The organism is Paucibacter sp. B51 (assembly GCF_027863535.1).
In the GTDB taxonomy this organism is placed as follows: domain Bacteria; phylum Pseudomonadota; class Gammaproteobacteria; order Burkholderiales; family Burkholderiaceae_C; genus Paucibacter_A; species Paucibacter_A aquatilis.
In genome coordinates this window covers 2349162-2361130 of sequence record NZ_JAPIVN010000001.1, presented here as the reverse complement: position 1 = coordinate 2361130, position 11969 = coordinate 2349162, and the positions used below count along the sequence as shown (strand labels likewise).

9 protein-coding genes are annotated in these 11969 nt (G+C 67.6%); all 9 read left to right on the top strand.

Annotation, left to right across the window (positions count from 1 at the left end; translation table 11 throughout):
- Positions 1-2 precede the first annotated feature (2 nt).
- The 9 genes from OOB33_RS10090 to wecB are packed head-to-tail and all read left to right on the top strand — an operon-like array spanning position 3 to position 11969.
- On the top strand, positions 3-1526 hold the full coding sequence (locus OOB33_RS10090) for a hypothetical protein (protein ID WP_271008549.1): 1524 nt from the start codon (positions 3-5) through the stop codon (positions 1524-1526).
- Positions 1516-2940 carry a class I SAM-dependent methyltransferase gene (locus tag OOB33_RS10085; protein ID WP_271008548.1) on the top strand — a complete coding sequence of 475 codons (1425 nt, stop codon included), beginning with the start codon at positions 1516-1518 and terminating at the stop codon, positions 2938-2940. The genes OOB33_RS10090 and OOB33_RS10085 overlap by 11 nt, the downstream gene beginning before the upstream one ends.
- A gap of 15 nt (positions 2941-2955) precedes the next feature.
- Entirely contained in the window at positions 2956-3930 is a 975-nt protein-coding gene (locus OOB33_RS10080) for a hypothetical protein (protein ID WP_271008547.1), read from the top strand.
- Positions 3927-4697 carry a glycosyltransferase family 2 protein gene (locus tag OOB33_RS10075; RefSeq protein ID WP_271008546.1) on the top strand — a complete coding sequence of 257 codons (771 nt, stop codon included), beginning with the start codon at positions 3927-3929 and terminating at the stop codon, positions 4695-4697. Before OOB33_RS10080 ends, OOB33_RS10075 begins: the two co-directional genes overlap by 4 nt.
- Entirely contained in the window at positions 4694-5824 is a 1131-nt protein-coding gene (locus OOB33_RS10070) for a Gfo/Idh/MocA family protein (RefSeq protein WP_271008545.1), read from the top strand. The genes OOB33_RS10075 and OOB33_RS10070 overlap by 4 nt, the downstream gene beginning before the upstream one ends.
- On the top strand, positions 5821-7947 hold the full coding sequence (locus tag OOB33_RS10065; protein ID WP_271008544.1) for a bi-domain-containing oxidoreductase: 2127 nt from the start codon (positions 5821-5823) through the stop codon (positions 7945-7947). Before OOB33_RS10070 ends, OOB33_RS10065 begins: the two co-directional genes overlap by 4 nt.
- The gene (locus OOB33_RS10060; protein ID WP_271008543.1) at positions 7944-9596 is read left to right on the top strand and encodes a heparinase II/III family protein; all 1653 of its coding nucleotides are present in this window, start codon (positions 7944-7946) and stop codon (positions 9594-9596) included. Before OOB33_RS10065 ends, OOB33_RS10060 begins: the two co-directional genes overlap by 4 nt.
- 1 nt (position 9597) lies before the next feature.
- Entirely contained in the window at positions 9598-10827 is a 1230-nt protein-coding gene (locus OOB33_RS10055) for a glycosyltransferase family 4 protein (RefSeq protein ID WP_271008542.1), read from the top strand.
- Positions 10824-11969: a non-hydrolyzing UDP-N-acetylglucosamine 2-epimerase gene (gene wecB / locus OOB33_RS10050; RefSeq protein ID WP_271008541.1), complete on the top strand. Its 1146-nt coding sequence runs from the start codon at positions 10824-10826 to the stop codon at positions 11967-11969. Before OOB33_RS10055 ends, wecB begins: the two co-directional genes overlap by 4 nt.

The following is an 11969-nucleotide window of genomic DNA, read 5'->3' as shown; positions in this document are numbered from 1 at the left end:
TCATGCCCAGTTCACGGTGGAAAACGGCGGCGGGGCTGGCCAGCCTCGCCACCGGCACGTACTACTTCAACTTCTTCATCGAGACCGTCGATGGGAGCGGGGTGTACCTGTCGGCGACCTATGCCCGGGCCGACCTGCTGATCGCCACGGCGGTGCTGTGGCTGGTCAGTCTGGCAGTGAGCCTGGGCGTGCTGGCGGTGCTGCGCCCGCGCGAGGGTGCCGCCCCGGCCTGGAAGTCCGCCGGGCTGGCGGTCTTCGCCGCCCTGATGCTGGCCGTCTTCATTCGCTGTTATCTGAAGGTGGCCGGCTTCGGCGTCACCGACGAGGCCCTGACCTTCGACTGGCTGCCAATGCGGGGGCCACAGCAATGGCTGCTGGCCGCACCTGTGGTGGCCGTCGCGGTGCTGCTGCTGTGGTCGCGCCGGCCTGAGCGCTCCGCGGCGCTGCTGCGATTCCTGGCAGTCTGCGGCCTGGTCGCGGTGCCTCTGGGCGCGTGGCGCCTCGTGCAGATGCCGCTCGGCGCGACTGGTCTAGCGCCCCTGGCGGCGTCGTCATCGTCGGCGGCGAACTCCGCGGGAAGCACTGCGCCTCGGCGCGTACTGTGGCTGGTGCTGGATGAATTCGATCCGCAGGTCGCGTTCGGCGACGCCATGGACGTCCATGCCGCGATGCCGGTGATGACGCGCTTGCGCGGCACCGGCGTGTGGATGACGCAGGCGGCTTCGCCAGCGGGTTCGACGGACATGTCCCTGCCGGCGTTGCTGCTCGGGGAGTCGGTCTCGCGCATGGTCTACGACGGCCCCGCCCTCGCGACGCTGCGGACCCGGGACGAACGCGCCATTCCGTTCGATACCGCCCACAGCGTGTTCGGCAAGCTGCCGCAAGGCGCTGCCACGGGCAGCCTGCTCGGCTTCTATCACCCGTACTGCCGCGCGCTGGCGATCGGGGCCTGCGAGAGCTTCGGGACCAACATGGGCACGCGCTGGTACGACGGCCTGGCCAACCTGGTGCCCAAGCGCTTCAGCGGCATCCTCGACCCGATGACGCGCATCACCGGCCAGCAGGCCAGCGCCTGGCCCGCGATGGCGGCCGACGCCACGAAGGCGCTCACGGTGCTCCATCTGAACCTGCCGCATCTGCCGTCTCGCTACGCCGAGCGGCGCGCCGGCGTCACCGCGCGCGGCGCCTCGGACGCCTACCGGCTGAACCTGGAACTCACCGACAAGGTCGTCGGCGACATCGCGCAAGCCTTCCAACAGGCCGCGCCGGCGCAGGAGCAACTGCTGATCGTGAGCTCGGACCACTGGTGGCGGGCGCGCGGCCGGCACACGCCGCATCCCGCACTGTTGCTGCTGAGGCTGAGGAACGACGGCCAGCCGCTGGTAGTCGACAATCCGGTCTCTTCGCAACACTTGGCGCAGCTGGCGCTGGCCTTCCTGCAGGGCGACCTGCCCTCGCACGACGCCATCCGCCAGTGGTACCTCAAGCAGCCTTACGTGCCGACCTGGATCCCTCATGCCGATTGACGTCTCGCCCCTGTCGTTCCGGGATCCCATGGCCCAGGTCGTCGCCGTCGGCGGCCTTATCCACCGGGCGGTGCACCTCGGACATGCCGACGCGGTCGAGGCGCTGCTGGACCAGCCGTGGCTGCAGGCGCGCATGGCGCGCGGTGACATGCCTGCCACGCACCGCTGCGAGCGTCCGGCGGGCGCGGAATCCTGGGGCGACGGCTGGCGCTGGCTGCGGCACGACACGCTCGAGTTCGCGCTGCACGCGCATGAGATCACCTCGCAGCAGCTGCACGACGCGGCGCTGCTCACGCTGGACCTCGCCGGGGAGGCGCTCGCCGCAGGCTATCTGCTCAAGGATGCTTCGGCGTGGAACGTCCTGCATGCGGAGGGGCGCGCGGTCTTCGTGGACCTGACCTCCTTCGTGCCGCACGACGGCCAATCGCTGTGGCTGGCCTACGGACAGTTCGGGCGGCATTTCATCATCCCACTGCTGCTCGCACGGCACCTGCATCTGACGCCGGCGGACGTGTTCGTGCGTCACCGCGATGGCATGACGCCGGAGATGGCCCGGCGGCTGCTGGGGCGCCGCCGCAGTTTCTCGTCGCTGGCGGCGATGGAGTTCGTCGGCCTGCCCGCGATGCTGCGCGGCGCCAAGCCGGCCGCGCCGTCGTCCGGACCCGCCGCGGCGAGCGGCGTTGAACGGGCCGTGCAGGCGCAGCGCGCGCTGCTGGCGCGGTTGCGTGGAATCGTGCGGTCGCTGGAGCCGGCGCGGCGCGAGCGGTCGACCACCTGGTCCGGCTACACCGCGCAGCGGGACCACTACACCGAGCCCGGTCTGGCGCTCAAGCACGAATTCCTGACCCGCCGCCTGGTGGCGGGCCAGGGGCGGTTGCTGGATCTGGGGTGCAACACCGGCGAATACGCGCTGCACGCCGCGCGGGCCGGGCGGCCGGTCGTGGCGGCGGACATCGACGAGCAGTCGCTGCATGCGCTGCATGCCGGGCGCGCCGGACTGCCCGTGAGCACGTGGCTGCTAGACCTGGCCAATCCTGGACCGGCGCTGGGCTGGCGCAACGCGGAGGTCGCGCCGACGCTGCAGCGGGCGCGGGGACGTTTCGGCACGGTGCTGTGCGTGGGTCTGCTGCATCACCTGCTGGTGACGGTGCGGGCGCCATTGGCGAACGTGATGGCGTTCCTCGCCGAGCTCGCGCCTGAAGAGCTGCTGATCGAATGGGTGCCGCCGCAGGATCGCAAGTTCAAGGAGATTGCCGGGCCGAACCTGCCGCTATACGAGCACCTGGACGCGGCCGCGTTCGAAACCGCGCTGGCGCCATACTGGACCGTCGAGGAACGGTTGCCGGTGCCCGGCAACGATCGTGTGCTGTATGCGTTGCGCCGCCGTGCGCTGCGCGAGTCAATGGGGGCCTGAGCCATGCGCACCGCCATGTTCGCTGCACCGACTCATTCCACGACGGGCGCATACCTGACCAGTCACGCGGGCGCGGTGCTGTTTGCACTCACCCTGTTCGTGGCCAGCTGGATCCTTCAACCGCTCCACTACTCGGGCGACCAGCTCTTCTACTCGGCGCTGTACCGGGAAATTCCCCTGCTTCATTCGTGGGAAGACCGCTCCCAGGCCTACTTCTGGCACACCAGCGCGATGGAGCCGGTCTATCTCGGCCTGATCACGCTGGCATCCCCCTACCTCCCGAAGGAATTGCTCTTCTCGCTGGTGAATGCAGCGCTGGCTTACGGTCTGGGGCTGTGGCTCTTCTCGCGACGCGTGGCGCCCTTGATCATCACGCTGCTGGCGGTGAACTTCTATCTGGTCGTCCTGTTCTATTCGGCCGAACGCCTGAAGCTGTCGATGACGTTCCTGATCTGGGGAATGCTGCTCGAATCGCGCGGCCGCTATGTGCTGTTCGCCCTCGCGGTGGGCTCGCACTTCCAGTCCTCGCTGCTGCTCTTTTCCATCCTGACGTGGACGACGGCGAAACCGGGGGGACGGTATGTACTGCCGCTGGCCGGCGCGGGCATCGCCGGGGCGGTTTTCCTCAATTTGCAAGACTCGAACCCCCTGCTCCTGGCTTACCTCACCAACAAGTTCGACCAGTACTCCATCGAAGAGTCCTTCTCGCTCTTCGTGATGGTCAAGCCGGTCGCCTTCATGCTGGGGACGATGTACTACTCCGGGCAGCGGTGGCGCTCCTTCCTGACCTTCCTGCCGATCCTGGCGGCGACCTACTTCGTCGGCACCGACCGCATCGTGCTGTTCGGCTACTTCATCTTCATGTACTTCGCGCTGCAACGGAATCGCGGGATGAACGCCGGTGCGCTGGCGAGCGCCGGCTACTTTGCCTACGCCGGGATGCTCTACATTGTGACCTTCATCGAGACCGGGCACGGCCTTTCAAAATGACCGTTCGCACTTCCAGAACCAGCGTCTGCATCGCCACCTACAACGGACAGTCCTACATCGAGGAGCAACTCCGGAGCATCCTGGTCCAGCTCGGGCCTGACGATGAGGTCATCGTCAGCGACGACCGCTCCAAGGACGCCACCGTCGACCTCGTGCGCCAACTCGGCGACCCGCGCGTGCGGGTGCTGCCGGAGGGCCCCAACCTCGGCCATGTCCGCAACTTCGAACGCGCGCTGAAAGCCGCCACCGGCGACATCCTCTTCCTCTCCGACCAGGACGACGTTTGGGCGCCAGGCAAGGTCCACGAGGTGATGGCCGCCTTCGCCGCCCATCCGCGCGTGCAGATGGTCCATCACGCCCTGGCGACGATCGACGAGACCGGCAGCACTCTGGATCCGCGCTGGAACCCGGTGCCCGAGGGCGAGTTCCGCGGCGCAGCCTTCCTCGCCGCGCAGTGCGTCCGCTGCCGCGTCTTCGGCTGCGCCGTCGCGCTGCGCCGCCCGCTGCTCGACGTCCTGCTGCCCTTCCCTCCGTCGGTCTATGCCCATGATCACTGGTTCACCATCGCCGCCGCCGCGGGAGACGGGCTCTATCAGCTCGACAAGCCGCTGGTGCGCTATCGCCAGCATCGCCACAACGTCACGCCCAAGCACGGGCTGGGCTGGCGCCGCCGCTTCGCCGTGCGCCTGGACATGCTGCGAATGATCGCCACCGCCCTGTGCCGCACGCGTGCCGCGCGCCGCATCCGGTCGGAGATCACCGCATGATTTCGGGACTGCGTAAGTTCGTCCGCTTCCTCACGATCTACGGCCTGGGCCGCAGCCTGTTTAAGGCGGCCGGACGCCTGCGCATCGGCCTGCCCACGCTCGCCCTGCGCCGCCCCGCGCCCGACATCGGCCTGATCGGCTGCGGGCAGTTCGCGTTCGCCACGATCGGCTACTTCATCCAGAACGCCTTCGGGCCGCGCATCCGCGCCTGCTACGACATTGATCCGCGTGCGCAACAATCGCTGGCGCGCTCACAACGCGTGCGCTCAACCCCGGCCAGCGTGGCAGAAATGCTCGCCGACCCTCGGCTGCGCACGATCTACATCGCCTCCAACCACGCATCCCACACTGACTACGCCGTGCAGGCACTGGAGGCGGGGCTGACGGTCTACGTCGAAAAGCCGATCGCTGTCACCGGGGACCAGTTGGTGCGCCTGCTGCGCGCCTGCCGCGGCCCAGACAGCCGGATCTTCGCTGGCTACAATCGCCCTTTTTCTGGGGCCGTGCGGCGGCTGCGGGCGGAAATGCCTATCGTCCCCGACGGCGGCATCACGCTCAGCTGCTTCGTCAGCGGCCACCAGCTGGCCGAAGACCATTGGTACCGGCGTCCGGAGGAAGGCACCCGCATCTGCGGCAATGTCGGTCATTGGCTGGATCTGATGGTGCACGTGCTGTCGTGGCGCGGCCTGCCGGACCGGCTCGACATCGCGCTGAGCTGGTCGCGCAACGACGAACCGGACGACAACGCCAGCGTCACGATCACTTCGGACCGGGGCGACCTTTTCACGGTCATCCTCACCTCGCGATGCGAGCCGTTCGAAGGGATCAATGAAACGATCAACCTGCAGCATGGAGAGACGATCGCCAAGATCGACGATTTCCGCCACTTGACGGTCTGGCGCGGTTCGCGCCTGCTGCACAAGCGGTTCTGGCCGAAGGACGTCGGCCATCGGCTGGCGATCCTCCAGCCCTTCCAACAGGAAGCGACGCGCGCGTGGGAAGAGGTCGTCCTCTCCTCCCTGCTGATGCTGCGCATCACCGACATGGTCCGCGCCAGAGAACGCCTGGCGACCTTCTCATTCAGCGAGGCCCGCACCCGCATCAACCAACAAATAGAAGCTACGTGAAGCAACTTTTACAGAATCTGAAAACCGGTACCACCGAGGTCGCCGACGTTCCTTGCCCCGCGGTTAAACGCGGACATCTCCTGATCCGCACGAAGCGCAGCCTCGTCTCCGTCGGCACCGAGCGCATGCTGGTCGACTTCGGCAAGGCCGGCTGGATCGAGAAGGCCCGCCAGCAGCCAGACAAGGTCCGCATGGTGCTGGACAAGATCAAAACCGACGGCCTAGCCCCGACGCTCGAAGCCGTGCGCAACAAGCTCGATCAGCCGCTGCCGATGGGCTACTGCAATATCGGCGAGGTCGTCGAGGTCGGCGCCGGCGTCACCGACTTCGAAGTGGGTGACCGGGTCGCCTCAAACGGCAAGCACGCGGAAGTTGTCGCCGTCCCGGTCAACCTCTGCGCCAAAGTGCCCGAAGGCGTCTCCGACGAGGAAGCCGCCTTCACAGTCATCAGCGCGATAGCGCTGCAGGGCATCCGGCTGGTGCAGCCAACGCTGGGCGAGACCGTCGTGGTCACCGGCCTGGGTCTGATCGGCCTGATCACCGTGCAGCTGCTGCGCGCGCACGGCTGCCGCGTGCTCGGCCTGGACTTCGACCCCGCCAAGCTAGCGCTGGCGCGGGAGTTCGGCGCCGAGGTGGTCAACCTCGCGCAGGGCCAGGATCCGGTTGAGGCGGCGAAGGCCTATTCGCGCGGCCGCGGCGTCGACGCGGTACTGATCACCGCCTCAACCAAGAGCAATGAACCTGTGCACCAGGCCGCGCTGATGTGCCGCAAGCGCGGTCGCATCGTGCTCGTCGGCGTGACAGGACTGGAGCTGTCGCGCGCCGACTTCTTCGAGAAGGAGCTCAGCTTCCAGGTCTCGTGCTCCTATGGCCCCGGCCGGTACGACCCCAACTACGAGGAGAAGGGCCAGGACTATCCGTTCGGCTTCGTGCGCTGGACCGAGCAGCGCAACTTCGAGGCCGTGCTGGACATGCTGTCCTCGCGCCAGCTCGACGTTTCGCGCCTGGTCACCCACCGTTTCGACGTCGACATGGCCACCGCGGCCTACGACGTGGTAGGCGGCGCCGAGCAGGCGCTGGGCATCGTGCTGAACTATCCCGTGCAGGACGCGGACAGCGCGCTGGCGCGAACCGTGGTGCTGCCGCCCGCCGCCGCGACGACCGCCGGCGCCACGCCCGCGACCGGCGCCCCCGGTGTCAGCTTCGTCGGCTCGGGCAACTACGCCACGGCCGTGCTGATCCCGGCATTCAAGGCGTCGGGCGCGCGGCTGCATGCGGTCGCCTCCGCGGCCGGCGTCAGCAGCCTGCACGCTGCGCGCAAGTTCGGCTTCGCGCAGACGACCACCGACACCGCCGCGGCGATCGGCGACTCGCAGGCCGCCGCCGTCGTCATCACGACCCGGCACGACAGCCACGCCGCGCTCACGCTGCAGGCGATGGCCGCCGGCAAGCACGTCTTCGTCGAGAAGCCCCTATGCCTGACGCTGGACGAGCTCGCCGGCATCGACGCCGCGGCGCGTGCCGCCGGCCGACTGCTGATGGTGGGCTTCAACCGCCGCTTCGCGCCCCACGTCGTGCGTATGAAGCAGCTGCTGCGGGGCGTGACCACGCCCAAGTCCTTAGTCATGACGGTGAACGCCGGGGCGATCCCGGCCGAGCACTGGACGCAGGACCCCGCGGTCGGCGGTGGCCGCATCATCGGTGAGGCCTGCCACTTCATCGATCTGCTGCGCTTCCTCGCGGACGCGCCGATCACCGGCTGGGAGCGCATGGACATGGCCAGCCGTACGGGCGACACGGTCACGATCCAACTGCGCTTCGCGGATGGCTCGATCGGCACCGTCCATTACTTCGCCAACGGCAGCAAGGCCTTCCCGAAGGAGCGTCTGGAAGTCTTCGCCGCCGGCCGCGTGCTGCAGCTCGACAACTTCCGCAAGCTGACCGGTTTCGGCTGGCCGGGCTTCACCAAGCTGTCGCTATGGCGCCAGGACAAGGGCCAGAAGGCCTGTGCGCAAGCCTTCGTCGACGCAATCGCCCAGGGCAGCGCGTCGCCCATTCCGCTGGAACAGATCCTCGAGGTGAGCCGCGTCAGCATCGAGATCGCCGCGGGAGTGCGCCCTTGAACCGATTGGCGCAAGTGGGCCGTTACTGGCACACGCTGAAGCATCTCAAACCCGTGCAGTTCTACGGCCGGCTGTGGTTCCGGCTGCGCCGTCCGCGCCTGGACCGCTCGCCCGCGCCGGCGCTGCGACCGGCCTCGGGGATCTGGCAGCCGCCCGCGCGTCGCGCGGCGACGATGAGTGGCCCCCGTGCCTTCAGCTTCCTCAATGAGGCCGGCACGCTCACCCGCGAGGACTGGGAAGAGACGACGCGATCTAAGCTCTGGCTTTATAACCTGCACTACTTCGACGACCTCAACGCGGCCGATGCACCTGCGCGCGACGCCTGGCACGGCGCGCTAATGGACGACTGGATGCGTCGCCATCCCGTCGGCGGCACCGGCTGGGAGCCCTACCCCTGCTCCCTGCGTATCGTCAACTGGATAAAGCGACACCTAGGCAATCGGCCGTTAAGCGGTGCGCAGCGCGACAGTCTCGCCGCGCAGGCGCGCTGGCTGGCGCAACGGCTGGAATGGCACCTGCTGGGCAATCACCTGTTCGTGAATGCCAAGGCGCTGGTTATCGCTGGCCTCTTTTTCGACGGCCCTGAGTCCGACCGCTGGCTGGCCAGGGGCCTGGCCATCGTGGCCGACGAACTGCACGAACAGGTCCTGCCCGACGGCGGCAACTTCGAACGCAGTCCGATGTACCACGCGATCTTCCTGGAGGACGTGCTGGACCTGATCAACGCCGCGGACGCCTTCCCCGGGCGCGTGCGCGCGGACGTCGTGGACGACTGGCGGCGCACGGCCGGCCGCATGACCGCCTGGCTGCGTGCCGCCTGCCATCCCGACGGCGAGATCTCGCTGTTCAACGACGCCGCCGTCGGCGTCGCACCGCCGCCGCAGATGCTGCTGGACTATGCCGTCCGCGTCGGCGTCGACGCGCCAGCCCTGGCCTGGCCGCGTCCGGCCGCTCCGCTGCTGACGGTGCTGCCCGACAGCGGCTACCTGCGCACCGATTCGCCGGACGCCGTGGCGCTGCTCGACGTCGCCCCGGTCGGCCCCGACTACCTGCCCGGGCATGCACACGCGGACACCTTGTCGTTCGAGCTGTCGGTATTCGGTGAGCGGGTCGTCGTCAACGGCGGCACCTCGCGCTACGGCCTCGGTCCGGAGCGGCTACGCGAGCGTGGCACCGCTGCGCACAGCACGGTGATCGTCGACGGTCAGGATTCGTCCGAGGTCTGGGGCGGTTTCCGCGTCGCGCGTCGCGCACGGCCGGTCGGCCTGCGCGTGAGCACCGGCCCCGACGAGATCTTCGTCGCCTGCGCCCATGACGGCTACCGCCGCCTGCCCGGCCGGCCGGAACACCACCGTGAATGGCGTTGGCGCGCCGCCGGCCTGACCGTGTCGGACCGCGTGACGGGCCGTTTCGACCACGCGCAGGCCCGCTACCACTTCCATCCCGAGGTGCGCGTCGAAGCCGACGGCGAAGATGCCCTGAGGCTCACGCTGCCTGGCGGCCGGCAGTTGCGTCTGCACGCGACACAAGGCGCGCTGCGCCTGGAAACCTCGTCGTACGCCGCCGCGTTCGGCCGGGTTGTAGACACTGCCTGCGCCGTTGTGGACCTGCGCGACGCGCAGGCCCGGGTGGATTTCGACTGGACCTGATGTGCACATCCTTTTCCTGACCGACAACTTCCCGCCGGAGGTCAATGCGCCAGCAAGCCGCACCTTCGAGCACTGCCGCGAGTGGGTGCGCGAGGGCGCCCAGGTCACCGTCATCACGTGCGCCCCCAACTTCCCTAAGGGAGCGGTCTTCGAGGGCTATCACAACCGCCTCTGGCAGAGCGAGACGGTGGAAGGCATCCGGGTGATCCGTGTCTGGTCCTACATCACAGCCAACGAAGGCTTCGTCAAGCGCATCCTGGACTACCTGAGCTTCATGGCCACCGCGACTGTCGCGGCGCTCTTCGTGCGGCGCGTGGACGTGGTAGTCGGCACCTCGCCGCAGTTCTTTACCGCCTGCGCCGCCTGGGCAACGGGGATGCTCAAGCGCCGGCCCTGGGTCTTCGAGCTGCGAGACCTCTGGCCCGAGTCGATCAAGGCGGTGGGCGCCATGCAGGATTCGGCTGCGATTCGGCTGCTCGAGCGCATCGAGCTCTTCCTTTACCGCAAGGCTGACCGCATCGTCGCGGTGACCCACGCCTTCAAGGATACGCTGGCGCGCCGTGGCATCGACAGCGCCAAGATCGAAGTGGTCACCAACGGCGTCGATCTCGGCAACTTCCGCCCGATGCCCAAGGATCCGGCCCTGGTCCGCGAGCTGGACTTGGAAGGCTGCTTCGTGGCCGGCTACATCGGCACCCACGGCATGGCACACGGTCTGGAGACACTGCTAGAGGCAGCCGCCTCACTGCAACGCCGGCCAGACACACAGGACGTGAGGCTGATCTTCCTCGGCCACGGTGCCGAGAAGGCGGCCCTGGTCGCCCTGAGCGAGCGCATGGGCTTGTCCAACGTGCTTTTCATCGACTCCGTCCCGAAGTCGGAGGTCGCGCGCTACTGGTCGCTGCTGGACGTATCGATCATCCACCTGCGTAAGACCGACCTGTTCGACTCGGTCATCCCCTCCAAGTTGTTCGAGTGCATGGGCATGGCCATTCCCGTACTCCACGGCGTGCCCGGTGAATCCGCCGAGATCGTACGCCGAGAGGATGTGGGCGAGGTATTCGAATCGAGCAATGCAGCGCAACTTGAGACGGCCCTTGTGCGCCTGCGCACGGAGCCGGAACGCATGGCTCGTTACCGACTCAACGGCCCGGTGGCGGGCCGAAAGTACAACCGTACAGATCTAGCCCACAAGATGCTGGAAATCCTCAAGAAACTGCAACGTCGATGAATCCCAAAAAGAGAGTACTGTTGGTTTTCGGTACCCGACCTGAAGCCATCAAGATGGCACCGCTCTATCACGCGCTAAGTCGCCAGACCGAAGATTTTGAGACGATAGCCTGTGTCACCGCGCAGCATCGGCAAATGCTGGATCAGGTACTGCAGACCTTCGACATCACGCCCGACACAGATCTGAACCTGATGAAGCCGGGACAGGACCTCTTCGACGTCACCGCCGCCGTGCTGCTAGGCATGCGCGACGTGATCCGCCGCGAGCGTCCCGACGTGCTGCTGGTCCACGGCGACACCACGACGACGCTAGCCACGGCCATGGCCGGCTTCTACGCCGGCGTGCCGGTGGGCCACGTCGAGGCGGGCCTGCGCACGCACGACCTTGCCGCGCCCTTCCCCGAGGAATTCAACCGCCAGGTCGCCGGCAAGGTGACCCGCTGGCATTTCGCGCCGACGGCGGTCAGCCGGCAGAATCTGCTGGATGAGCGCGTGCCCCACGAGCGCATCACCGTCACCGGCAACACCGTGATCGACGCGCTGATGTGGGTGCTGGCACGCATCGACGGCGACGCCGACCGCCGGGCGCAGGTGGCCGCGCTACTGGACGGGCGACTGCCCTTCGACTGGCGCACCAGCCGCTTCGTGCTGATCACCGGCCATCGCCGCGAGAACTTCGGCGACGGCTTCTTGCAGATCTGCGAGGCGCTGCGCGAGCTGGCCAAAGCCTATCCGGACGTGCGCTTCGTCTATCCGGTCCACCTGAACCCCAACGTCCAGCAGCCGGTCAACGACATCCTCTCAGGCCTGGCGAACGTGCACCTGGTCGCCCCAATCGACTACGAGCCCTTCGTCTATCTGCTCAAGCACTCGTACTTGGTGCTGACCGACAGCGGCGGCATCCAGGAAGAGGCGCCCAGCCTGGGCAAGCCCGTGCTGGTGATGCGCGACGTGACGGAGCGGCCGGAAGCGGTGGCGGCCGGCACGGTACGCCTGGTCGGCGCCCATCGGCGCCGCATCGTCGATAACGTGCGTGAACTGCTGGACAGCGAGGCGGCCTATCAGTCGATGGCACGCGCGCACAATCCGTATGGCGACGGCCACGCCTGCGGCCGTATCGTCGATTTGTTGAAAGGGATCTGA

Coding starts and splice junctions, on each gene's coding strand:
- OOB33_RS10090 (WP_271008549.1), top strand. CDS start 3: ATGCCCAGTTCACGGTGGAAAACGGCGGCGGGGCTGGCCAGCCTCGCC.
- OOB33_RS10085 (WP_271008548.1), top strand. CDS start 1,516: ATGCCGATTGACGTCTCGCCCCTGTCGTTCCGGGATCCCATGGCCCAG.
- OOB33_RS10080 (WP_271008547.1), top strand. CDS start 2,956: ATGTTCGCTGCACCGACTCATTCCACGACGGGCGCATACCTGACCAGT.
- OOB33_RS10075 (WP_271008546.1), top strand. CDS start 3,927: ATGACCGTTCGCACTTCCAGAACCAGCGTCTGCATCGCCACCTACAAC.
- OOB33_RS10070 (WP_271008545.1), top strand. CDS start 4,694: ATGATTTCGGGACTGCGTAAGTTCGTCCGCTTCCTCACGATCTACGGC.
- wecB (WP_271008541.1), top strand. CDS start 10,824: ATGAATCCCAAAAAGAGAGTACTGTTGGTTTTCGGTACCCGACCTGAA.